Source organism: Streptomyces longhuiensis (assembly GCF_020616555.1).
Taxonomy (GTDB): Bacteria; Actinomycetota; Actinomycetes; order Streptomycetales; family Streptomycetaceae; genus Streptomyces; species Streptomyces longhuiensis.
In genome coordinates, this window is the sequence record NZ_CP085173.1 from 3680422 (window position 1) to 3703439 (window position 23018).

Consider the following 23018-nt stretch of genomic DNA (forward strand, 5'->3'; position numbering starts at 1 on the left):
GGACCTTATCCATCGGCCCAGGGGCTTCGCACGGGAGGTCCCACTTGTCCGTCTTCCCGGCGGCCGTGGCACCTTCCGCGGGCGGGGAAAATCTCTCGCTTCGCCCACGGCGTCCTGGTAGGGATGGTTCATGACGATGGACGTACGGGTGCTGCGCCAGGACGACTGGCACGAGTGGTACGGGAAGCTGGAGCTGGCCTTCGGCGGAGTTCCGGAAGCGCCCGAGGAACGCGCGCTGTGGGACGACCTCACCGAGTTCGACCGGTCCATCGGCGTGTGGGACGGCGACCGGTGCGTGGGGACGGCGGGGGCGTTCACGTTCCGGGTGACGGTGCCGGGCGGGGCCCGGGTCCCGGCGGCGGGCGTCACGATGGTGTCCGTCGCGGCGACGGACCGGCGGCGCGGGGTCCTGACGTCGATGATGCGGCGCCAGCTCGACGACGTACGGTCCTGGGGCGAGCCGCTCGCCGTGCTCACCGCGTCCGAGCCCGCGATCTACGGCCGCTTCGGGTACGGCATCGCGACGCGGCAGGCGAGCGTGGAGATCGACTCGACGCGGGTGCGGATCAACGCTCCGGCGGGCACGGACGACGTACGGCTGCGGTTCGCCGACGTCGCCGAGGCCGCCGCCGCGTGCGAGTCCGTGTACGCGCGGACGATCGGCACCCGGCCCGGCATGCTCGCCCGCAGGCCCGGCTGGGAGCGGCTGCCGCTGCTCGACCCGCCGTCGGAGCGGGAGGGCGCGTCGCCGATGCAGTGCGTGCTGGCCGAGCGGGACGGTGAGACGGTCGGCTACGTCCGGTTCCACAACAAGCCCGAGTGGGACGCGGCCGGACCCAAGGGCCGGATCACGCTGCGGCACATCGACGCGCTCGACCCGGCGGCGTACGCGGCGCTGTGGCGCTTCCTCCTGGGCATCGACCTGACGTCGACCGTCCAGGCGCGCAACCGGCCGGTCGACGATCCGCTGTTCTCCCTCGTCAGCGACATCCGGCGGTGCCAGGTGCGGCTGCGGGACTCGATGCACGTACGGCTCGTGGACGTCGGAGCCGCGCTGGAGGCCCGCACGTATCAGGCGCCGGTCGACGTCGTCCTGGACGTGACGGACGAGTTCTGTCCGTGGAACGCGGGGCGGTGGCGGCTGACCGGGGACGCGAAGGGGGCGTCGTGCAAGCGCACGGGGGACGGCGCGGACACAGCCGATCTCGCCCTGTCCGTAAGGGAGTTGGCGACGGCCTACCTCGGTGACACGTCGCTCTCGGCGCTGGCGGCGGCCGGCCGGGTGCGCGAGCTGCGTCCCGGCGCGGTCGACGAGGCGGCGCTCGCGTTCGGGTCGACCGTGGCGCCCTGGCTGCCGCACGGGTTCTGACGCGGCGGGTGCCGGGTGCCGGTCAGCGTGGCGGCTGGCACCTCGGGCACCAGAAGAGGTTGCGGGCCGCGAGGGACGCCGTGCGGATCTCCGTGCCGCACAGATGGCAGGACATCGTGGCCCGCCGGTAGACGTACACCTCGCCGCCGTGGTCGTCGACGCGCGGCGGACGGCCCATCGCCTCGGGGGTGTGCTCCGGGCGGACGGTGTCGATGCGGTTGTGCCGGACGCCCTCGCGCATCAGCGCCACCAGGTCCGTCCAGATCGCCGTCCACTCGTCGGGCGTGAGGTCCTTGCCCGGGGTGTACGGGTCGATGCCGTGCCGGAAGAGGACCTCGGCGCGGTAGACGTTGCCGACGCCCCCGATGACCTTCTGGTCCATGAGCAGCGCGGCGACGGTGGTGCGGCTGCGGGAGACACGGCGCCAGGCGCGGTCCGGGTCGTCCCCGTTCCTGAGCGGGTCGGGGCCGAGGCGGTCGTGTATCGCCTGCTTCTCGGCGTCCGTGATCAGGGCGCAGGTCGTGGGGCCGCGCAGGTCGGAGTAGTGCGTGTCGCTCAGCAGCCGCAGGCGGACGGTGTCCGTGGGCGGCGGGGCGGGGGTCTCTCCGAGGGTGTACTTGCCGAAGAGGCCCAGGTGGATGTGGACCCAGCCGGTTTCCGTGAAGCCCAGGAAGAGGTGTTTGCCGTGGGCGTCCACTCCGTCGAGGACCAGGCCGTCCAGGAGGGCCGCGCTGTCGGAGAACTTTCCCTGCGGGCTTTGGACGCGTACCGGCCGGCCGGCGAAGCGCTCCAGGTGGTCCTGGGCCAGGCGGTGGATGGTGTGGCCCTCTGGCACGGGTCTTCTTCTCCTGGGGTTGGTGGGGGCGGGGTGGGGGGAGCTTCTCCCCTCACCCCGCCCCTTCCCGAAAGTCCTGGGGCTCCGCCCCGGACCCCGCTCCGAAAACGCCGGAGGGGCTGGAACGAAGCCGCCGGAGAAGCTGGAACGAGCGGCTGGAATCAGCCCTGCGGGTGGTGGGCCGGGATCGCGGGGAGCTCGCCCGTCTCCTCGTAGCGCGACAGCATCTCGATGCGGCGCGTGTGGCGCTCCTCGCCCGAGTACGGGGTGGAGAGGAAGATCTCGACGAACTTCGTCGCCTCTTCCTGCGTGTGCATGCGGCCGCCGATGGAGACCACGTTCGCGTCGTTGTGCTCACGGCCCAGCGCAGCGGTCTGCTCGCTCCAGGCGAGGGCCGCACGAACGCCCTTCACCTTGTTCGCGGCGATCTGCTCGCCGTTGCCGGAGCCGCCGATCACGATGCCGAGGGCGTCCGGGTCCGCCGCCGTGCGCTCCGCGGCGCGGAGGCAGAACGGAGGGTAGTCGTCCTGGGCGTCATAGATGTGGGGCCCGCAGTCGACGGGCTCGTGGCCGTGGGCCTTGAGCCATTCGACGAGGTGGTTCTTGAGTTCGTAGCCGGCATGATCCGAGCCGAGGTACACGCGCATGGGTCCGAGTGTGGCACGTCCCACGCGGGCACGGCGCGGTCGGGTCGTTGTCGCCGGCGGTCGGGTCGTTGTCGGCGATCGTTTACGGGCAAACGTCTCAGAGGCGAAAATCACGATACGGAGTCAGGTCTTCCGTCCGGTACGTCCCTGGGTTTGAATGCGTGGGCTCGTGACCCGAGACTTAAGGATTCGTCCATGACCTCGCAACCCTCCCTTGCGAAGGCCGACCAGGCGCCCCACAATCCTGGAGATTCACAGCCTGACAGCGGTCAGACCGGAAATAACGGTCCCGACCAGCTGAAGGCCGGACTCAAGAACCGACACCTGTCGATGATCGCCATCGGCGGTGTGATCGGTGCCGGCCTCTTCGTCGGCTCCGGCTCGGGCATCGCCAAGGCCGGACCCGCCATCCTCATCTCGTACGCCCTCGTCGGCCTCATGGTCGTCATGGTGATGCGGATGCTCGGCGAGATGGCCGCCGCACGGCCCTCTTCCGGCTCCTTCTCCGCCTACGCCGACCAGGCGCTCGGCCGCTGGGCCGGCTTCTCCATCGGCTGGCTGTACTGGTTCTTCTGGGTCGTCGTCCTCGCGGTCGAGGCCACCGCCGGCGCGGTGATCCTCAACGGCTGGGTACCGGCCGTGCCGCAGTGGGGCTGGGCCCTGATCGTGATGGTCGTCCTGACCGCGACGAACCTGGCCTCGGTCGCCTCGTACGGCGAGTTCGAGTTCTGGTTCGCGGGCATCAAGGTCGTCGCGATCGGCGGGTTCGTGATCATCGGTCTGCTCGCCGTGTTCGGCGTGCTGCCGGGCTCGGACAATCCGGGTGCCGGGTTCGCACACCTGACGGACGCGGGCGGATTCATGCCCAACGGCGCCGGGTCGATCCTCACCGGCGTCCTCATGGTCGTCTTCTCCTTCATGGGCAGCGAGATCGTCACGCTGGCCGCCGGCGAGTCCGAGGACCCGCAGCGTGCCGTCACCAAGGCCACGAACAGCGTGATCTGGCGCATCGGCGTCTTCTACCTCGGTTCGATCTTCATCGTCCTGACGCTGCTGCCGTGGAACGACAAGTCGATCACCAAGGACGGCTCGTACGTCGCGGCCCTGAACTCGATCGGCATCCCCCACGCCGGTCAGGTCATGAACGTCATCGTGCTGACGGCCGTGCTCTCGTGCCTGAACTCCGGGCTCTACACCGCCTCCCGCATGGCGTTCTCGCTCGGTCAGCGCGGTGACGCGCCGAAGGCGTTCGCCAAGACCAACAAGCGGGGCGTGCCGCAGGCCGCGATTCTCGGCTCGGTCGTCTTCGGCTTCGTCGCCGTCTGGTTCAACTACCAGTGGCCGGACACCGTCTTCAACTTCCTGCTGAACTCCTCCGGCGCCGTCGCCCTCTTCGTCTGGCTCGTCATCTGCTTCACGCAGCTGAAGATGCGCGGAATGATCCTGCGCGAGCAGCCCGAGAAGCTCGTCGTGAAGATGTGGCTCTTCCCCTATCTGACGTGGGCGACGATCGCGATGATCTCGTTCGTGCTCGTCTACATGCTCACCGACGACGCCGGCCGCGAGCAGGTCGTCCTGTCGCTGCTCGTGGCGGCCCTGGTGGTCGGTTTCGCGCTGGTGCGTGAGCAGATACAGAAGCGCAAGAAGGTCTCCGCCTGACCCGTCCGGGCCATCCCGGAAAGGTCTCAGCAGAAAAGCTGACAGCGGGTGTCAGGTAATGCGGGCAGAGTCCGCCGCATGAACTCCGACGACATCCGTACACAGCAGCTCGTCCTGCGGCCCGGCGACGCCGGGTACGACGAGGAACTGGCCGGCTTCCAGACCGGCTTCGCCCAGCGGCCCGACGTCATCTTCGCGGCAACCTCCGCCGATGACGTCGAGGCCGCTGTCGCGTTCGCGGCCGGTGCCGGCCTGCCCGTCGGCGTGCAGGCCACCGGGCACGGGCTGCCCGGAGACTTTGAGGGCGGGGTGCTGATCTCCACGCGGCGCATGGACGAGGTCGTGGTGGACGCGGCGGCGCGCACGGTGCGGGTCTCGGCGGGTACGCGCTGGCGGCAGGTCGTCGAGGCGGCCGCCCCCCACGGCCTCGCCCCGCTGAACGGCTCGGCGCCGGGCGTGGGCGCGGTCTCGTACACGCTGGGCGGCGGACTCGGCATCCTGGCGCGGGAGTTCGGTTACGCGGCCGATCACGTCCGGTCGGTCGACGTGGTCACGGCGGACGCCCGCCGTCGCACGGTCTCCGCCGACGCCGAGCCGGAGCTCTTCCGCGGCCTGCTCGGCGGCGGCGCGAATCTGGGCGTCGTCACGGGACTGGAGATGGCTCTGATGCCGGTCGCGCGGCTGTACGGCGGCTCGCTCGCCCACGACGGTGCGAAGGCCGACGCGGGGGCCGTGCTGCGGGCATACACGGACTGGGCGCGCACCGTGCCGGACGCGCTGACGTCGTCCCTCTCGGCCCTCGTCCATCCGGACATCCCGGCGCTCCCGTCGCACCTGCGCGGCCGGTACGTGATCTCCGTACGCGTCGCCTTCACCGGGAGCGCGGACGAGGGCGAGCGGCTCGTGGCGCCCCTGCGGGCGGCGCTCGGACCGGCCCTGACGGACAGCCTGCGCGAGATGCCGTACGCGCAGAGCCACACCATCCACAGCGACCCGGACTTCCCGCACGCCTACTACGGGGACAGCGCGATGCTGCGGGAGCCGGCCGTGGAGGGCCTGTCCGAACTCCTCGCGCTGTGCGGGCCCGACGCCTCTTCCATGCACGTCGTGCAGCTCAACCACCTGGGCGGAGCCCTGTCGAGGCCCGCCGCGAACTCCGTGCCGTACCGGGAGGCGGGGTGGCTGGTGCGGATCCTGTCGCCGCTGGACGGAACGGACCGTGAGGCCGTCCGCGCCCATCACGCCCGCGCGTTCCAGCAGGTCGAGGAGCAGCGGATGGGCCGGTCCCTGAACTTCGCGTTCGGCGGCGGCGACCGAACCGAGGGGCTGTACGACGCGCAGACGCGGAAGAGGCTCGCCGATGTGAAGGCCGCGTACGACCCGGCGAACCTCTTCCGGAGGAACTACAACGTGCGCTGAGCGCCCGTGGCGCGAACTACTTGTTGGCGAACTTCCAGGCGGTGGGCAGCACGCCCATCGCCAGGGCCGCCTTCACGGCGTCGCCGATGAGGAACGGGGTGAGGCCCGCGGCGACCGCCTGCGTGAAGGTCATGCCGGTGGCGGCGGCGAGGTAGGGCACGCCGACCGCGTAGATGATCGCGGAGCCGAGGACCATGGTGCCCGCGGTGCGCAGGACGGAACGGTCGCCGCCGCGCCGCGCGAGCGCGCCCACGACGGTGGAGGCGAGCAGCATGCCGATGACGTAGCCGAAGGAGGCGCTGCCCGCACCGGAGGTGCCCTGGGCGAACCACGGCATGCCGGCCATGCCGACGAGCGCGTACACGGCGAGGGAGAGGAAGCCTCGGCGGGCGCCGAGCGCGGTGCCGACGAGGAGCGCGGCGAAGGTCTGCCCGGTGACCGGAACCGGGGAGCCCGGCACGGGCACGGCGATCTGGGCCGCGATGCCGGTGAGGGCGGCGCCGCCGAGCACGAGCGCGATGTCGCGGGTGCGCGAGGCGGGCAGCAGGTCGGCCAGGACCTTGCCGGGGCGGGTGGAGACGGCAGCCGTACTCATCGGGACTCCGCGGGGTGAGGGCAGGTGGGGACACCGTGACGCTATCCCAGGGGCCGATCCCCGATCACGGTCACTGCTCCACAAAGGGTGACGGCGGGTGTTGGTGGGCTCTTCACAAAGGGCGTTGCTCATGCGCGACTTGGCGTGATGCTCGTCACTGGGGCCAGAGCCGAAACGGCCCGTTTTGCGCCCGGGGTCGGCCGCCGGGGAGACTGTAGGTTCCTGCCAAACTCACGCGATCCCCGAAAGCAGTCTGAACCTCCCATGCACGACCAGCTCCCGTCCGAACCCGAACCGCTCGGAGGCGGACTCAAGCAGCGGCATCTGACGATGCTGGGCCTCGGCGGTGTCATCGGGGCGGGGCTCTTCGTCGGCTCGGGGGCCGGTATCGCGGTCGCGGGCCCCGGCATCGTCGTCTCGTATCTGATCGCGGGCACGCTCGCGATGTGCGTGATGCGGATGCTGGGCGAGATGTCGGCCGCGATGCCGGCGTCGGGTTCGTTCTCCGTGCACGCGGAGCGGGCGCTCGGCCGCTGGGCCGGGTTCAGCGTCGGCTGGCTCTACTGGTTCCTGCTCGTCGTCGTCCTCGCCGTGGAGGCGACGGGCGCGGCGCAGATCGCGAACGGCTGGGCGCCGGGCGTGCCCCAGTGGGCGTGGGTGCTGGTGTTCATGCTGGTCTTCACCGGGGCGAACCTGGCGGCCGTGAAGAACTTCGGCGAGTTCGAGTTCTGGTTCGCCGCCCTGAAGGTGTTCGCGATCGTCGCGTTCCTGATCCTCGGCACGCTCGCGGTCTTCGGGCTGCTGCCGGACACGGACCCGGTGGGCCTCACGAACCTCACCGGGCAGGGCGGCTTCCTGCCGCACGGCTGGCAGGGCGTCATCTCCGGTGTGCTCGCCGTCGTGTTCGCGTTCGGCGGCCTGGAGGTCGTCACGATCGCGGCCGCCGAGTCCGACGACCCGGTGCGCGCGGTCTCGCGTGCGGTGCGCAGCGCGGTCTTCCGCATCCTGTTCTTCTACGTCGGCTCGATGCTGGTCATCGTGACGGTGCTGCCGTGGACGGCGCAGAAGGCGGGCATCAGCCCGTACGTCACGGTCCTCGACGCGATCGGGGTGCCGTCCGCCGGCCAGATCATGAACATCGTGGTGTTCGTGGCGCTCCTCTCGGCGCTGAACGCGAACCTCTACGGCTCGTCGCGCATGGTGTTCTCGCTGGCCGAGCGTGGTGAGGCGCCCCGCGCGCTGCTGAAGGTGAGCGGCGGGGGCGTGCCGCGCCGGGCGGTGCTCGCGTCGGTCGCGTTCGGCTTCGTGTCGGTGCTGCTCAATCTGGAGTGGCCGGAATCCGTCTTCCTCTACATGCTCAACTCGGTCGGCGCGGTGCTGCTGTTCGTGTGGGCGCTGATCGCGGCGTCGCAGCTGCGGCTGCGGCGGCTCGTCGAACGGGAGGCGCCCGAGCGGCTCGTGCTGCGGATGTGGGGTTTCCCCTGGCTGACGTGGGTGACGCTCGCCGCGATGGCGGCCGTCATCGGGCTGATGCTGACCGACGACACGGCCCGTCCGCAGCTGTTGTGGTCGACCGGCGCGACCGCGCTCGTCGTGGCCGTCGCGGGAGTGCGGGAACTGCGCGCGCGGCGTGCCTGAACCTTCACGATGTGTGAGCGTCGTGTCCGTATACCGGTCAGCTGTTCCCTGTAGCCGGTGCCGCTGCTCAGACTGTGGGCCTTTCCCCGTCTCAGCTAATGAACAGGGCACATCCATGTCTCGGACGTCCGCGCAGTCGCCGGTCGACGCGCAGCCGATCGATCAGTCGCCGGCCGAGCCGTCGCTGTCGCGCGGCCTCAAGCAGCGCCATCTCTCCATGATCGCGCTCGGCGGTGTGATCGGCGCCGGCCTCTTCGTGGGCTCCGGAACCGCCATCGCTGCCGCCGGGCCGTCGATCATCCTCGCCTACGCGATCTCGGGCGCACTCGTGATGCTCGTGATGCGCATGCTCGGCGAGATGGCCGCCGCGTACCCCGCCTCCGGCTCGTTCTCCGTGCACGCGGAGCGGGGCATCGGCCCGTGGGCCGGGTTCACGGCAGGCTGGTCGTTCTGGTTCCTGCTCTGTGTGGCCGTGGGCCTGGAGGGCATCGGCGCGGCGGGCATCGTGCACGGGTGGCTGCCGGGCGTGCCCGAGTGGGCGCTGGTCGCACTGTTCATGCTGCTGTTCACCGGCACGAACCTCGCGGCCGTGAAGAACTTCGGAGAGTTCGAGTTCTGGTTCGCGACGCTCAAGGTCGGCGCGATCGTGCTCTTCCTCGTCATCGGCGTGCTGGCGATCCTCGGTGTCCTGCCCGACGTCTCCGCACCCGGCATGGACAATCTCACGGGCCACGGCGGCTTCATGCCCAACGGCACGGAGGGGCTGATCGTCGGCCTGCTCGCCTCGGTCTTCGCGTACGGCGGTCTGGAGACCGTCACCATCGCCGCGGCCGAGTCCGAGCACCCGGTGCAGGGTGTCGCGAAGGCGGTCCGTACGGCGATGTGGCGCATCGCGCTCTTCTACGTCGGCTCGATGGCCGTCGTCGTCGTCCTGCTGCCGTGGACGGCGAAGGAGATCCCGACCAAGGGCCCGTACGTCGCCACGCTCGACTACCTGGGCATCCCCGGCGCCGGCCAGATCATGAACGTGGTCGTCCTCATCGCGCTCCTGTCCGCCATGAACGCCAACATCTACGGCGCCTCCCGCATGGCGAGCTCGCTCGTCGCCCGCGGCATGGGCCCGAAGGCGATCGGCAAGGTCACCGGCGGTGTGCCGCGCGTCGCGGTTCTGGTCTCCGCCGTCTTCGGCTTCGTCTGCGTCCTGCTCAGCTACTGGCGCCCGGACGACGTCTTCGCCTGGCTGCTCAACACCATCGGCGCGATCATCCTCGTCGTCTGGTTCTTCATCGCCATCTCGCAGCTGGTCCTGCGCCGCAAGCTGGAGCGCGAGGCCCCGGAGAAGCTCGTCGTGAAGATGTGGGCGTACCCGTACCTCACGGTCCTGGCTCTCGTCGCGATGGTCGCGGTCTTCGTCCTGATGGCCCGTGAGCACGACACACGCGTGCAGCTGTACTACACGGGCGGCCTGACCATCGTGCTCGCGATCGTCGGCTACGTACGCCAGAAGGCGGCGGAGTCGCGGGCGGCGGCCGACGCCTAGATCTCTCCCGCTCACCGAAGGACCCCCGGGCCAGACGGCCCGGGGGTCCTTCGCGTTGCGCCACGCACTCCTGCTGTTAGCCTGCATTTGCACATTACTTGCAATAAGCTCTGCAGTACTCAGCCGGAGGGCTCGGACATGGCCATTTACACGCTTCCTGAACTTCCGTACGACTACGCGGCGCTCGAACCGGTCATCAACCCGCAGATCATCGAGCTCCATCACGACAAGCACCACGCGGCGTATGTGAAGGGGGCGAACGACACCCTGGAGCAGCTGGAGGAGGCTCGCGACAAGGAGTCGTGGGGCGCCATCAACGGCCTGGAGAAGAACCTCGCGTTCCACCTCTCGGGCCACATCCTGCACAGCATCTACTGGCACAACATGTCCGGCGACGGCGGCGGCGAGCCGCTGGCCGCGGACGGCGTGGGTGACCTCGCGGACGCCATCACCACCTCCTTCGGCTCCTTCGCCGGGTTCAAGGCCCAGCTGACCAAGGCCGCCGCGACGACGCAGGGCTCCGGCTGGGGCGTCCTCGCGTACGAGCCGGTGAGCGGGCGCCTCGTCGTCGAGCAGATCTACGACCACCAGGGCAACGTCGGCCAGGGCTCGGTCCCGATCCTGGTCTTCGACGCGTGGGAGCACGCGTTCTACCTCCAGTACAAGAACCAGAAGGTCGACTTCATCGAGGCCATGTGGCGCGTCGTCAACTGGCAGGACGTCGCCAAGCGGTACGCGGCCGCGAAGGACCGGGCGTTCAACCTGTTGGTCGCCCCCTGATCCCCTGAAGCGTCCCGCCTCGTGATCGTCTTCTCAACCTTCGCGACGGCGGGCGGAAGAAAGACGGAAGACCCCCACGAGGACATGACTCGCGGGGGTCTTTCGGTTTACGGGCTTCCGGGGGGATCGTGAAGACATGCCAAAGCTGCCATGTCACACCTGCGACTCCCAGGAGACGCATCGCTCACTGACGCGGGACGAGAAGGACTGGCTCAAGAATCGCCTCGTGAGGAACAACGTGGACGACTGCGTGATGTGCGAGGCACCCGGCTGCCGGCACGTCCGCACCGGTTTCAAGAAGTGCGTGGGCAGCCGCGACCTTCACATCCGCATCCCCGAGCCGGACTGAACTCAGTCGAAGACCGGCCCCTGCGTGCGCGTGCGCTTGATCTCGTAGAAGCCGGGGACCGAGGCGACCAGGAGCGTGCCGTCCCAGAGCCGCGCGGCCTCCTCGCCCTTGGGGGCCGGGGTGACGACGGGGCCGAAGAACGCGATCTGCTCGCCGTTCGCGCCCGGTACGGCGATGACGGGCGTGCCGACGTCCTGGCCGACCTTGTCTATGCCCTCCTTGTGGGAGGCGCGCAGCTCGGCCTCGTACTTGGTGCCGTCCCAGTGGTCGAGGAGGGAGGCGGGCAGGCCGACCTCGTCGAGGGCGGCGGCGACGGCTTCCTTCGTGGGCCCCTCGCCGCCGTTGTGGATGCGCGTGCCGAGCGCGGTGTAGAGGTCGCCGAGCACCTCGGCCCCGTGCTCCTCCTGCGCGGCGATGACGACGCGGACCGGGCCCCAGGCCTTCGTCTCCAGGAGCTCGCGGTACTCGTCGGGCAGGTCGTCGAGCTTGTCCTCGTTCAGGACGGCGAGGCTCATCAGGTGCCAGCTGACCTTGATGTCGCGGACCTTCTCCACTTCGAGGACCCACCGTGAGGTCATCCAGGCCCAGGGGCACAGGGGGTCGAACCAGAAGTCGACGGGGGTCTTCTCGGACATGGTTCTCCTCATGTATTCCGTGGCGTTGACTCTCCTCGCCAACGCACCGCACCGGCGTCCCATTCCCCGGTGTCCGCGGTCAGGAGCACATGGCAGGATCGGTCCTGTTCGCACCACAAGTGCAGCCAGTCGAGTCACAAGGGAGTGCCGCCCGTGCCCGGAGAGAATCTTTCCCGCGACGAGGCCCGCGAGCGGGCGGGCCTGCTGTCCGTCGACGGGTACGAGGTCCAGCTCGACCTGCGGTCCGCGGTCGGCGAGACCGAGGGCGAGGGTCCCCGGACGTTCCGCTCGGTGACCACGATCCGGTTCCGGGCCACCGAGCCCGGCGCCGCCACCTTCGTGGACCTGATCGCGCCGTCCGTGAACGCGGTGACGCTGAACGGCGAGGACCTCGACACGGCGGCCGTCTTCGACGGCACCCGGATCGCGCTCGACGGCCTGGCCGCGGAGAACGAGCTGGTGGTCGACGCCCAGTGCGCCTACAGCCGCACCGGCGAGGGCATGCACCGCTTCGTCGACCCCGAGGACGGCGAGGTCTATCTCTACACGCAGTACGAGCCCGCCGACTCGCGGCGCGTCCACGCCAACTTCGAGCAGCCCGACCTCAAGGCGCCCTACCGCTTCAGCGTGCAGGCCCCCGAGGGCTGGACGGTCTGGTCGAACGGGGTGGGTGAACTCGCGGACGGTGTATGGAGGTTCGCCGAGACGAAGCCGATCTCGACGTACATCACGGCGATCGTCGCGGGCCCGTACCACTATGTGACGGACTCCTACGAGCGCGTCTTCGAGGACGGTACGAAGCTGGAGATCCCGCTCGGCGCGATGTGCCGCAAGGGGCTCGCGAAGCACTTCGACGCGGACGACGTGTTCCTGGTGACGAAGCAGGGGCTCGACTTCTTCCACGACCACTTCGACTACCCGTACCCCTTCGGGAAGTACGACCAGGCGTTCGTGCCGGAGTACAACCTCGGCGCGATGGAGAACCCGGGCTGTGTCACGTTCCGCGAGGAGTTCATCTTCCGCGGCAAGGTGACGCAGGCGTCGTACGAGCGGCGCGCGAACGTCATCCTGCACGAGATGGCGCACATGTGGTTCGGCGACCTCGTGACCATGCAGTGGTGGGACGACCTGTGGCTCAAGGAGTCCTTCGCGGACTTCATGGGGACGTTCTCGATGGTCGAGGCGACGCGCTTCACCAACGGCTGGATCACCTTCGCCAACAACCGCAAGGCGTGGGCGTACCGCGCCGACCAGCTGCCCTCCACGCACCCGGTCACGGCCGACATCCGCGACCTGGAGGACGCCAAGCTCAACTTCGACGGGATCACGTACGCGAAGGGCGCGAGCGTCCTGAAGCAGCTCGTCGCCTACGCGGGGCGCGAGGCGTTCCTCGAAGGGGCCCGGCGCTACTTCAAGCGGAACGCGTACGGGAACACGCAGCTCGGCGATCTGCTGTCCGTCCTGGAGGAGACCAGCGGGCGCGACATGGCCACGTGGTCGCGGGCGTGGCTGCAGACGGCGGGCGTCAACTCCCTCACCCCGCAGGTGACGTTGAGCGCCGACGGGCACATCACCGAGCTGGCCGTCGTCCAGGAGGCCGCCGAGTCCCACCCCACGCTGCGGCCGCACCGCGTCGCCGTGGGCCTCTACCGGCGCGACGGCGCGGGCGGGGCGCTCGTGCGGTACGCGCGCGCCGAGGTCGACGTGGACGGGCCGCGGACCGTGGTGGACGAGCTGGCCGGCGCCGAGGCGCCCGAGCTGGTCCTCGTCAACGACGACGACCTCACGTACTGCAAGATCCGCTTCGACGAGAACTCGCTGGCCACCCTCCGTGAGCACCTCGGCGACATCACGGACCCGCTGGCGCGCGCCCTGTGCTGGTCGGCGCTGTGGAGCCTGACGCGGGACGGGCTCATGCCCGCGCGCGACTTCATCGGCCTCGTGCTGCGGTTCGCCGGGCGCGAGAGCGACATCGGCGTCCTCCAGATGCTGCACACCTGGGCGAACTCGGCGGTCACGCACTACGCGTCGCCCGAGTGGCGCGCCGAGGGCAGCCGGCAGCTCGCCGAGGGCGCGCTGCGGGAGCTGCGGTTCGCCGAGCCGGCCAGCCAGAACCAGCTGACGTGGGCGCGGTTCTTCGCCTCCGTCGCCTCCGCCGAGGCCGACCTCCAGCTGCTGCGCGGCCTGCTCGAAGGCACCGCGAAGATCGACGGGCTCGATGTCGACCAGGAGCTGCGCTGGTCGTTCGTGAACGCGCTCGCCTCCACGGGCGAGGCCGACGAGTCGGTGATCGACGCGGAGCTGGCGCGTGACGACACCGCGTCCGGCAAGCGGCATCAGGTGCGCTGCCTCGCGGCGCGCCCGTCCGCGGCGGTGAAGGCGCAGGCCTGGGCGCAGGTCGTCGAGTCGGACGCGCTGTCGAACGCGCTGGTCGAGGCGACCATCGCGGGCTTCCAGCAGCCGGCGCAGCGCGAGCTGACGGCGCCGTACGCGGAGCGGTACTTCGCGGCGATCGAGCGCGTCTGGGAGGAGCGGTCCATCCAGATCGGCATGGACGTGGTGAGGGGGCTGTTCCCCTCGCTCCAGGACTCGCAGGGCACGCTCGACGCGACCGACGCGTGGCTGGCGGCGCACGAGGACTCGGCGCCCGCGCTGCGCCGTCTCGTCCTCGAGGCGCGTGACGACCTGGCCCGTGCCCTGCGCGCGCAGGCGTGCGACGCGGCAGCCGGGATCTAGCCCCGAGAGACACAACAGGGCGGCTACGGCCGGGAGTTACCGAACGCGGGCACTTCCGGCCGTAACCCGTCGCCCCGCCTGCCCTTCTCGGCAGTCGAACGTCCGTACTTTAGGGCAGGCTTGTCCCTCTTTGTCGACGGGCGTGTAACAGCGGTTAGGGGCCGGGCCGGCGCCGGGAATGGCCAGGTCATGAACCACAACACCCCGCTGTCCCCCCGCCCCCTCCAGCACCTCGACGACTGCCGTCAGCGCGTGCTGAGCGCCGCCCAGCTCAAGGCGCACGGGGTCAACTCCGCGGCCCTGAACGAGCAGTGCCGGCCGGACGGCCCCTGGCAGCAGCTCCTGCCCGGCGTGTATCTGCTCCACCCCGGCCTGCCCACCGCCGACGAGCGGCTGCACGCGGTCCTCCTGTACGCGGGCCGTCCCCAGACCCGTACCGCTGTCGCCGTGCCCACGCAGACCACCCCCGACGAGCCACACCCCCCACAGGCCGCGCCCCACGTCCCGTACGCCAACGCGATGGTCACGGGGCTCGCCGCACTGGCCCTGCACCGTTTCGTGTCCGTTCCGCCGCTGCTCTCCCTCGACCGGATCGACGTCATGGTGCCGCGCACACGGCGGCTGCGCTCGACCGGTCTCGCCCGGCTCGTGCGCAGTCACGGGATGCCCACGCCGCAGCGGATCGCGGGGGTGCCGGTGGCGCCGGTGCCGCGCGCCCTCGCGGACGCCGTCGCCCAGCTCGACGACGCGGGCGCGGTGCGGCGCCTGCTCACCGAGGCCGTCCGTGGCGGCCACTGCGAACCCGCCGCCGTGGTACGGGAGTTGAACCAGGCCAGGCTTCTCACCCGCCCACACGTCATCGACGCCGTGGACTCGCTGCTCGCCGAGGGGCGCGCCATCGCCGAGGACCGGCTGTACGAGATGGTGCGCGAGTACGGCCTGCCCGACCCGCTGTGGAACGTGGACCTGCGCCTGCCCGGCGGGCCGCACCTCGGCGGTGTCGACGCGTACTGGCCCGACCAGGCCGTCGCCGTGGAGCTGGACACGCGGGCACCCCGGCACGGGCTGCGCCCGGAGCTCCAGGAGGAGAGCGACGGCCTGGAGTGGGCCGAGTACGCCCGCAAGCGCGAGCACCTGGAGCGCCTCGGCATCACCGTCGTCCACATCACGCCGCGCAAGCTGCGCGAGTCCCTCGAACAGCAGGCGACGGTCGTAAGGACCGCGCTGATGGCGTCCGTGGACCGGGAACCGGCGGCGTACGTGATGGTGCTGCCGCACTGAGCGCACCGCCGACCCCAAGCCGCCCGACTACTCGATGTCTGCGGCTACTTCGGGCAGAACTCGGCCTCGATGACAGCCTGGCTGTCGCCCGTCCAGTCGCCGTTGAAGTTGAACGAGAGGGTGTGACGGCCGTCGGGCGTGGTCACGGAGTCCGTGCTGGAGCCGTGGATGCCGCCGCTGTGGCCCCAGATCTCCTTGCCGCAGCTGAGCTTCTGCCGCATGAGGGCGAGTCCGTAGCCGAGGCCCGGCTCGTCCTTCGAGACGGGGACGGTCTTCTTCATCTCGGCGAGCTGTGCGGCGGGCAGCAGCCGGCCGCGCAGGAGCGCCGAGTAGAAGCGGTTCAGGTCAGCCGAGTCGGAGACCATCTCGCCGGCCGACGAGGCGATGGTCGGGTTGAGTTCGGTGACGTCGTACGTCTTCTTGTCCGGGTCGTCGGGGAACTTGCTGTAGGCGCGGCCCGCCGGGCGCGGCACGGTGACGGCGGTGCCGGGCAGGCTGGTGGCGCGCAGATGGAGGGGCTCGATGATGCGGTGGCGGATCTCGTCGGCGTAGGAGTGTCCGGTGACCTTCTTCACTACCATGCCGGCCAGCACGTAGTTGGTGTTGGAGTAGTTCCAGGACGTGCCGGGCGCGAAGTCGGGCTCGTGGGCCATGGCGACCGACACGAGCTTGCCGGGTGCCCAGGTGTCGTAGCGGTGCTTCAGGAAGCCGTCGCGCCCGAAGACGGTCTGCTGGAAGTCCTTGTCCGCCGTGTAGTTGTAGATGCCGCTGGTGTGGTTGAGGAGCTGGCGGACGGTGATCTTCCGGCCGTCGTGGCCGTGTCCGGTGACGACGCCGGGCAGCCAGTGGTCGACGGTGTCGTCCAGGCTCAGCCTGCCCTCGGCCTCCAGCTGGAGGAGGACGGTCGCGACGAACGTCTTGGTGATGCTGCCGACACGATAGCGGTCCCGGTCGCCGCGCGGAGTCGTCGTCCGCAGGTCACCGAGGCCCGAAGTGCCCTTCCAGGTTCCGTACTTGTCCGTCGCCTGCCCCGTCACCCCGGGCACGCCCGCCGCGACCGCGGCGTCCATGGCCTGCCGCGTCGCCCGGTGTCCGTCCTTGGCCGGCGCGTCGGCGAGAGCGGGGGTCGCGAGCGCCCCCGCCGTCACCGACACCACTACGGCCACACCCACCAGGCCGGTACGCACTGACATCCCGTGTCTCCTTCGCCGATGTTCGACAGCTGTGTGCTGCGGTCGACCTGGGGGACTCAGGGGTCACGGGAAGGGGTTGAGGGCCGAGATCGGGTTGGGCGGGATCAAGCCGATCCAAGACTTGGCGTCTCAGGCCTGGCGTCTCACCCCTCGCGTCTCAGGCCTTGCGCAGAACGAGTTCCGTGTTGCGGTCCCCGGGGGTGCCGGAGAGGGTGGCGCGGGATCCGGGGGCGTTGAAGGAGAGTTCGCGGTAGAGGGCCGCGAGGCCGGTCTGGGTGAGGTCGGTGAAGTCGGTGCGGTGCGGGGCCGCGGACTCGATGAGCGTGGTGAACAGCGAGACCGTGCCGTCGTGGTTGTCGGTGATCTCGATGACGCGGGCCAGCTGCGGGAAGTCGACGTGCGACGCCGTCGAGATCTCCCAGAAGGAGCGGCCTTCGGGGCCCGCGTGCGGAGTGATGTCGTTCTTGTGGCTGTGGCCGTTGACCCAGGCCAGGACGTCGCCGTGACGGCCGAGGAGCGCGAGGAGCTCGTCGCCGCCGTGCCGGGCCTCACCGGGGTGGTGCGGGTCCTGACGGAGGTTGCGCATGGTCTTGCTGGTGTGGTGGCTGAAGACGAGGACGTGGGAGCCCCCGTTCTTCTCGTTGTCCTTGAGTGTGCGCTCCAGCCAGTGCAGCTGGGCCGTGCCGACGGAGCCCTCGTAGTGGCCGCCCGGGTCCGTCGTGTCGAGGCTGATGCCGAGGATGTCGTCCGAGACGCGGAAGGCGTAGTACTGGGTGCCGGCGTCGACGTTGGCCTGCGTGTAGCCGTGGCCGTGCGGGCCCGGGCCCGTGTGCGCGGGGTCGAGGTGGGCCTTGAGGTACTCGGCCGGGGTGAAGGGGGCGCGGGACTCGTCCGGAGTGACCGAACGCATGTGGCGGGCCTGGGACTTGAGGAGGTCCTTGAAGGCCTGGCCCTTGGGGTCGCCGCCCTTCTTGACGTTGTCCCAGATCGCCTTGCCGGCCGAGTCCGGCAGCTCCATCAGCTTCCGCCCGCCGACCGCGAAGTCGGCGAAGAAGGAGTCGCCGGGCGCGTAGCAGCCGCCGGGCAGCGCATCGTGGTTGCCGACGGTCGAGTACCAGGGCAGGTTGAGCCCCGGGCTGCGCAGCTCACCGATCGCGGCGTCCAGGAAGCCGTGGATGCGGGGGAAGCCGAGCTGCTTGTCGGCGTCGCGCAGGGCGGCGTCCGGGTGCCAGTACAGCTTGAGGCCGCTGTCCTGCACGCCTTCGTAGCGGCGCGGGTCGCCGGTGTTCGGGGTGATGCGCCCGCCGCTCATCGCCTTCAGGAACCAGTCCAGCTCCGACTTGGCGTTGTTGTCGGTGTTGTCGCCGGTCGTCATGACGAAGTGCAGGGGCGACGCGGTGACGGGAGCCCCGCGCAGCGCGTTGACCCGCTCCACGAGGGAGACCGCCCCGGCTACCGAGAGGGACTCCTGGGGGCGCCAGGCGCTGGCGGTCTGGGAGCGCAGGTACTCGTAGCGCAGCGGGTGCTGTACGTCGACCAGGTGCAGGTCGGTGAACTGGACGAACGCGGCGAGCGCGGTGCGCCGTCCCTCGCGCCCCGACTTGGCGGACGCGAGGTCGCCGCGGACGACGCGCTGCCAGGCCGGGCCGTCGCCGAGGCGCCGGTAGCCCGCGCCGGCCGGAGCGGCGGCGACGGATCCGAGGGTGGTGCCGCGCGTGTAGGGCGCGAGCGCGGCGGCGGGGGCCCGGCGGGAGACGGCCGCCGGGACGGGACCCTGTACGGGAGGCGCCGCGGGGCCCGCGACGGCGCTGCCCGTGCCGGGGCCGAGTGCGTAGCCGATCCCGGCCGTCAGGGAGACGGCTCCGGACGCGGCGAGGAAGGTGCGGCGGTCGAGCGCCGAGGCGATGGAGGCGGCCTTGGCGGCGGTGGCGGATGCAGCGGTGTCGGCGACAGAGCGTATGCGCGGCATGGCGCGGTCTCCCCGAGTGCGAACGCGTCGGCAGTGGTCGCGGGGCGCTCGCCGTGGCAGAACTACCCGCTCGTACTGGATCGTTGACATCGGGGATGACCTGCGCGTTAACGAGGCCGCAACGGGCAGCGCCGATCACGCCACGTGGATCACCGGCCACCCTGCGCGGTCACGCACGCCTCGTGTGCCGTAGAGGAGCCGGTCACTCCGTGTTCACTTCTCGGGGAAGAGGTGGCCCGACGTGGGCCTGTCGCGCCACAGTTCGAGGCCCGCGTCGACGAGTTCGACGCGGGCGAGGCGGGGCACGTCGTCGAGGGTGTGCCAGGCGGCCATGTCGGTGGAGCCGTTCACCTCGTGGCGCAGTTCGCCGCCGGTGACGCGGCCCTCGTAGACGAGGCGCAGTCCGTGGAAGTCGGCGACGGCGCCCAGTTTGCGCGGGTAGCGGCGCAGGACGGAGTGGACGCCGAGCAGGGTGACGGGCTCGACCGCGTAGCCGGTCTCCTCGTCGAGTTCGCGGATCACGGTGTCGTACGGGTCCTCGCCGTGGTCCATGCCGCCTCCCGGCAGCGTCCAGCGTCTGGTGCCGTCGCCGGCCACCCAGCGGGCGAGCAGCACCTGCCCGTCCCGTACGCAGACTGCGTAGGCCGCGACCCTCAGTTCCGTGTGCACACGGTGACGTTATGCGGTCCGCGGCGGGTCGGGGCGGTGAATGTGCGGGTCGGTGACGCGGCAGGCGGGACTCCTTGCGGGGCGCGCTCACCGTGCCCGGCTGTACGCGTTTCCCTGTATGCACCACTTTGTCCGCGATGGCGTATGGCGGAAGTACGCCATGACCTGATCACGTCACGGGCAACTCTCCCCAAACAGGCGTCACTTACGTAAAGCTGACCGGTCATCCGGCACCGAATTCCGGACCCTTTCCGACCTTTACGTACAGGGATGCTGATGACCCTCGATCCCCAGCGCGCACCGATATCCGGAGCGAGACGGGCGGCCCGGCTCGCGGCCGCCGCCGGCCTCGTCGCAGCGCTCACCGCCGCCGGGCCGATACCCCTGGCCTACTCCGCGGCCGCGGACACCACTCCGTCGACCGACGCACCCGTCAAGTCGGCCGGTGACAAGCTCGGTTCGTCCGACGCACAGCTCCTCGACCAGGCCGAGGCGGCCGGCGACAAGAACGTGACCATGATGATCGCGACCGCCCCCGGCGCGACCGAGCAGGTCGCGCACCAGCTCGACGCGGTCAAGGGCGGCTCGGTCGGCCGGACCTACGACAAGCTCGGCTACGTCCGCGCCACCGTGCCGACCGCCAAGGCGGACGCCGCGATCAAGGCGGCCGAGAAGCTCTCCTCCGTGCAGGGCATCGACCTGCGCCACGAGATCGAGCTCGACGACCCGACCCCGGCCGGCGACACCGCCAAGGCCTCGAAGGGCGCCGAAGGCTCCTACGCCGCGCCCGGCAAGAGCACCCCGGCGAAGAACCCGTACAACCCGTCCTTCGAGACGGGCGCCGTCGACTTCGTGAAGGACAACCCGAAGGCCGACGGCCGCGGCGTCACGATCGGCATCCTCGACTCCGGTGTGGACCTCGGTCACCCGGCGCTCCAGAAGACCACCACCGGCGAGCGCAAGATCGTCGACTGGGTCACCTCGACCGACCCGCTCGTCGACGGCGACGCCACCTGGCGCGCGATGGTCACCGACGTGAGCGGCCCGACGTTCACGTTCGGCGGCCGGACCTTCAAGGCCGCGGCCGGCTCGTACCAGGTCTCGACGTTCAAGGAGTCCGCCACCACCGGCGGCGACGCCAAGGGCGACCTGAACCGCGACGGCGACACCACCGACTCCTGGACCGTCCTCTACGACGCCAAGGCCGGCACGGTCACCGTCGACCTGAACAACAACGCCGACTTCACCGACGACACCCCGATGAAGCCGTACAAGGACGGCTACCAGATCGGGTACTTCGGCAAGGACAACCCGGCGACCGACGTCGTCGAGCGGATCCCGTTCGTCGTGGAGATCCGCAAGGACGTCCCGATGGACCCGCTGGGCGGCGACTGGATCGGCAAGAAGGCCGACTTCGTCAACATCGGCGTCATCGAGTCCGAGCACGGCACGCACGTCGCGGGCATCACCTCCGCCAACGGCCTGTTCGGCGGCAAGATGAGCGGTGCCGCGCCCGGCGCGAAGCTCGTCTCCTCGCGCGCCTGCACCTGGTCCGGCGGCTGCACCAACGTCGCGCTCACCGAGGGCATGGCCGACCTCGTCACCAAGCGCGGTGTCGACATCGTCAACATGTCGATCGGCGGCCTGCCCGCCCTCAACGACGGTGACAACGCGCGCGCCGCGCTCTACAAGCGCCTCATCGACACCTACGGCGTCCAGCTCGTGATCTCCGCGGGCAACTCCGGCCCCGGCGCGAACACCATCGGCGACCCCGGCCTCGCCGACAAGGTCATCTCCGTCGGCGCGTCCATCTCCAAGGAGACCTGGGCCGCCAACTACGGCTCCGGCGTGACGAAGCGCTACGCCATGATGCCGTTCTCGTCGCGCGGCCCGCGTGAGGACGGCGGCTTCACGCCGACCATCACCGCGCCCGGCGCCGCGATCAACACGACGCAGACCTGGCTGCCGGGCTCCCCGGTCGCCGAGGCGGGCTACAACCTGCCGGCCGGCTACTCGATGCTCCAGGGCACCTCGATGGCCTCCCCGCAGGCCGCGGGCGCCTCGGCCCTGCTGCTCTCCGCCGCCAAGCAGAAGCACATCGCCCTCACCCCGGCGAAGCTGCGCACGGCGCTCACCTCGACCGCGAAGCACATCAGCGGCGAGCAGGCGTACGCCGAGGGCTCCGGCCTCATCGACATCGTCGACGCGTGGAAGTCCATCAAGCGCGGCGCGGACGCCCACACGTACACGGTGAAGGCCCCGGTCGACACCGCGATCGACTACGCGCTCAGGGACCCGGGCTTCGGCACCGGCATCTACGACCGCGAGGGCGGCCTCAAGGCCGGCCAGAAGAAGACCTACGACGTCACCGTCACGCGTACGTCGGGCCCGGATCGCGCGGTCCGTCACGAGCTGTCCCTCAAGAACAACTCGGGCTCCACGTTCCGCATCGTCGGCGACGACACCGTCTCGCTGCCGCTGAACAAGCCGGTCACCGTCAAGGTGCAGGCCGCGCCGAAGAGCGCCGGTCTGCGCAGCGCCATCCTGGAGGTGGACGACCCGCGCACCGAGGGCGTCGACCAGCAGGTCATGGCGACCGTCGTCGTCGCGACGCCGCTCGCGAAGCCGTCGTACACGTTCTCGGACTCCGGCTCCGTGCAGCGCAACAGCACGAAGTCGTACTTCCTGACGGTCCCCGAGGGCGCGAAGTCCCTCGAGGTCGCGATGGGCGGTCTGAAGGACAAGAGCCAGACCCGCTTCATCTCGATCCACCCGTACGGCGTCCCGGTCGACGACACCTCGACCCCGAGCTGCTACCCGAACTACAACCCGGACAACGTCTGCCGCCCCGACCTGCGTTCGTACGCGGACCCGCAGGCCGGCGTCTGGGAGATCGAGGTCGAGGCGCGCCGTACGTCGCCGCAGCTCGACAACCCGTACAAGCTGGACGTCGCCGTGCTCGGCGCGGCCTTCGACCCGGCCGTGCAGACCGTCCCCGAGGCCAAGGTCGGCACCCCGGCCAACGTCTCCTGGAAGGTGACGAACAAGTTCGCCGCGCTCGACGGCAAGCTGAAGGGCGGTCCGCTCGGCTCGTCGAAGACGGCGCGTCCGTCCCTCAAGGAGGGTGAGACGCAGACCTCCACGGTCGTCGTCCCCGCGGGCGCCGAGCGTCTGGACGTCGCCATCGGCGGCGTCTCCGACAACGCCGCCGACCTGGACCTGACGGTCTACGACCAGGGCGGCAACCAGGTCGGCCAGTCCGCCGACGGCGACTCCGAGGAGGCCGTCAGCATCAGCAAGCCGGCCGCCGGCACGTACACGGTCGAGGTCGTGGGCTACTCCGTCCCGTCCGGTTCGACGGAGTACGACTACCGCGACGTGTTCTTCTCCCCGACGCTCGGCCAGGTCAAGGTCGACGAGGCGAAGTCCGTGAAGCTCGGCAACGGTGCCTCGACCCAGGTCACCGCCGAGGTCGTCGCCGCGGCGGCCGCGCCGGAGGGCCGCGAGTTCTTCGGCGAGGTGCAGCTCCTGAACGGGCGCGGCACGGTCGCCGGGCTCGGCAGCGTGAAGATCGAGAAGGTCACGCCGTAACGGTGACCCGGTAGTCCGGTAACGGCGGGGGCGGGCGTCCTGAGGGGCGCCCGCCCTTTGCCGTTCCCTTTGCCGTTCCCTTTGCCGTTCCCTTTGCCGTTCCCTTCGCCGTT

General features: G+C 70.3%; 17 protein-coding genes. 10 read left to right on the top strand and 7 right to left on the bottom strand.

Annotated features, from left to right (window positions below; all coding sequences use genetic code 11):
• Positions 1–130 precede the first annotated feature (130 nt).
• Entirely contained in the window at positions 131–1369 is a 1239-nt protein-coding gene (locus LGI35_RS17090) for a GNAT family N-acetyltransferase (protein WP_227294663.1), read from the top strand.
• A gap of 22 nt (positions 1370–1391) precedes the next feature.
• Here the strand turns inward: LGI35_RS17090 and LGI35_RS17095 are convergent, their stop codons facing one another.
• The gene (locus LGI35_RS17095) at positions 1392–2204 is read right to left on the bottom strand and encodes an Fpg/Nei family DNA glycosylase (RefSeq protein WP_227294664.1); all 813 of its coding nucleotides are present in this window, start codon (positions 2202–2204) and stop codon (positions 1392–1394) included.
• A gap of 161 nt (positions 2205–2365) precedes the next feature.
• Positions 2366–2851, bottom strand: a complete 486-nt coding sequence (locus LGI35_RS17100; RefSeq protein ID WP_227294665.1) for a ribose-5-phosphate isomerase — start codon at positions 2849–2851, stop codon at positions 2366–2368.
• Between the two features lie 195 nt (positions 2852–3046).
• Here LGI35_RS17100 and LGI35_RS17105 point away from each other — a divergent pair, with 195 nt between their 5' ends.
• Both LGI35_RS17105 and LGI35_RS17110 read left to right on the top strand, forming a co-directional pair.
• Complete coding sequence (locus LGI35_RS17105; protein ID WP_227294666.1) at positions 3047–4510, top strand: amino acid permease; 1464 nt, start codon at positions 3047–3049, stop codon at positions 4508–4510.
• A gap of 78 nt (positions 4511–4588) precedes the next feature.
• A complete protein-coding gene (locus tag LGI35_RS17110; protein ID WP_227294667.1) occupies positions 4589–5929 on the top strand; it encodes an FAD-binding oxidoreductase in 1341 nt (446 codons plus the stop codon).
• 16 nt (positions 5930–5945) lie between these two features.
• Here LGI35_RS17110 and LGI35_RS17115 read toward each other — a convergent pair whose 3' ends face one another.
• Complete coding sequence (locus LGI35_RS17115; protein WP_227294668.1) at positions 5946–6524, bottom strand: biotin transporter BioY; 579 nt, start codon at positions 6522–6524, stop codon at positions 5946–5948.
• Between the two features lie 264 nt (positions 6525–6788).
• On the opposite strand from LGI35_RS17115, the gene LGI35_RS17120 reads away from it, so the two are divergent.
• The 4 genes from LGI35_RS17120 to LGI35_RS17135 all read left to right on the top strand — a co-directional run bounded on the left by LGI35_RS17120 (position 6789) and on the right by LGI35_RS17135 (position 10831).
• Positions 6789–8162 (top strand): amino acid permease, encoded by a 1374-nt coding sequence (locus tag LGI35_RS17120; RefSeq protein ID WP_227294669.1) that lies wholly within the window; start codon positions 6789–6791, stop codon positions 8160–8162.
• A 115-nt stretch (positions 8163–8277) separates the two neighbouring features.
• The gene (locus LGI35_RS17125) at positions 8278–9702 is read left to right on the top strand and encodes an amino acid permease (RefSeq protein ID WP_227294670.1); all 1425 of its coding nucleotides are present in this window, start codon (positions 8278–8280) and stop codon (positions 9700–9702) included.
• A 138-nt stretch (positions 9703–9840) separates the two neighbouring features.
• On the top strand, positions 9841–10482 hold the full coding sequence (locus tag LGI35_RS17130; protein WP_227294671.1) for a superoxide dismutase: 642 nt from the start codon (positions 9841–9843) through the stop codon (positions 10480–10482).
• Positions 10483–10618: 136 nt separating this feature from the next.
• The gene (locus LGI35_RS17135) at positions 10619–10831 is read left to right on the top strand and encodes a hypothetical protein (RefSeq protein WP_227294672.1); all 213 of its coding nucleotides are present in this window, start codon (positions 10619–10621) and stop codon (positions 10829–10831) included.
• 2 nt (positions 10832–10833) lie between these two features.
• On the opposite strand, the gene LGI35_RS17140 is transcribed toward LGI35_RS17135, so the two are convergent.
• Positions 10834–11466, bottom strand: coding sequence for a mycothiol-dependent nitroreductase Rv2466c family protein (locus LGI35_RS17140; protein ID WP_227294673.1), 633 nt, complete (start codon positions 11464–11466; stop codon positions 10834–10836).
• Positions 11467–11619: 153 nt separating this feature from the next.
• On the opposite strand from LGI35_RS17140, the gene pepN reads away from it, so the two are divergent.
• A complete protein-coding gene (pepN, locus tag LGI35_RS17145) occupies positions 11620–14202 on the top strand; it encodes an aminopeptidase N (protein ID WP_227294674.1) in 2583 nt (860 codons plus the stop codon).
• A 189-nt stretch (positions 14203–14391) separates the two neighbouring features.
• Positions 14392–15483 carry a hypothetical protein gene (locus LGI35_RS17150; protein WP_227294675.1) on the top strand — a complete coding sequence of 364 codons (1092 nt, stop codon included), beginning with the start codon at positions 14392–14394 and terminating at the stop codon, positions 15481–15483.
• A 44-nt stretch (positions 15484–15527) separates the two neighbouring features.
• Here the strand turns inward: LGI35_RS17150 and LGI35_RS17155 are convergent, their stop codons facing one another.
• From LGI35_RS17155 to LGI35_RS17165, 3 genes are all read right to left on the bottom strand, one after another.
• Complete coding sequence (locus tag LGI35_RS17155) at positions 15528–16676, bottom strand: serine hydrolase domain-containing protein (protein ID WP_227294676.1); 1149 nt, start codon at positions 16674–16676, stop codon at positions 15528–15530.
• Positions 16677–16833: 157 nt separating this feature from the next.
• Positions 16834–18645, bottom strand: coding sequence for a TIGR03767 family metallophosphoesterase (locus LGI35_RS17160; protein WP_227294677.1), 1812 nt, complete (start codon positions 18643–18645; stop codon positions 16834–16836).
• 213 nt (positions 18646–18858) lie between these two features.
• Positions 18859–19314: an NUDIX hydrolase gene (locus tag LGI35_RS17165; RefSeq protein WP_227294678.1), complete on the bottom strand. Its 456-nt coding sequence runs from the start codon at positions 19312–19314 to the stop codon at positions 18859–18861.
• A 276-nt stretch (positions 19315–19590) separates the two neighbouring features.
• Between LGI35_RS17165 and LGI35_RS17170 the strand changes: the two genes are divergently transcribed.
• Positions 19591–22905, top strand: coding sequence for a S8 family serine peptidase (locus LGI35_RS17170; RefSeq protein ID WP_227294679.1), 3315 nt, complete (start codon positions 19591–19593; stop codon positions 22903–22905).
• Positions 22906–23018 lie beyond the last annotated feature (113 nt).

Coding starts and splice junctions, on each gene's coding strand:
- LGI35_RS17090 (WP_227294663.1), top strand. CDS start 131: ATGACGATGGACGTACGGGTGCTGCGCCAGGACGACTGGCACGAGTGG.
- LGI35_RS17100 (WP_227294665.1), bottom strand. CDS start 2,851: ATGCGCGTGTACCTCGGCTCGGATCATGCCGGCTACGAACTCAAGAAC.
- LGI35_RS17105 (WP_227294666.1), top strand. CDS start 3,047: ATGACCTCGCAACCCTCCCTTGCGAAGGCCGACCAGGCGCCCCACAAT.
- LGI35_RS17110 (WP_227294667.1), top strand. CDS start 4,589: ATGAACTCCGACGACATCCGTACACAGCAGCTCGTCCTGCGGCCCGGC.
- LGI35_RS17115 (WP_227294668.1), bottom strand. CDS start 6,524: ATGAGTACGGCTGCCGTCTCCACCCGCCCCGGCAAGGTCCTGGCCGAC.
- LGI35_RS17120 (WP_227294669.1), top strand. CDS start 6,789: ATGCACGACCAGCTCCCGTCCGAACCCGAACCGCTCGGAGGCGGACTC.
- LGI35_RS17125 (WP_227294670.1), top strand. CDS start 8,278: ATGTCTCGGACGTCCGCGCAGTCGCCGGTCGACGCGCAGCCGATCGAT.
- LGI35_RS17130 (WP_227294671.1), top strand. CDS start 9,841: ATGGCCATTTACACGCTTCCTGAACTTCCGTACGACTACGCGGCGCTC.
- LGI35_RS17135 (WP_227294672.1), top strand. CDS start 10,619: ATGCCAAAGCTGCCATGTCACACCTGCGACTCCCAGGAGACGCATCGC.
- LGI35_RS17140 (WP_227294673.1), bottom strand. CDS start 11,466: ATGTCCGAGAAGACCCCCGTCGACTTCTGGTTCGACCCCCTGTGCCCC.
- LGI35_RS17150 (WP_227294675.1), top strand. CDS start 14,392: ATGAACCACAACACCCCGCTGTCCCCCCGCCCCCTCCAGCACCTCGAC.
- LGI35_RS17155 (WP_227294676.1), bottom strand. CDS start 16,676: ATGTCAGTGCGTACCGGCCTGGTGGGTGTGGCCGTAGTGGTGTCGGTG.
- LGI35_RS17160 (WP_227294677.1), bottom strand. CDS start 18,645: ATGCCGCGCATACGCTCTGTCGCCGACACCGCTGCATCCGCCACCGCC.
- LGI35_RS17170 (WP_227294679.1), top strand. CDS start 19,591: ATGACCCTCGATCCCCAGCGCGCACCGATATCCGGAGCGAGACGGGCG.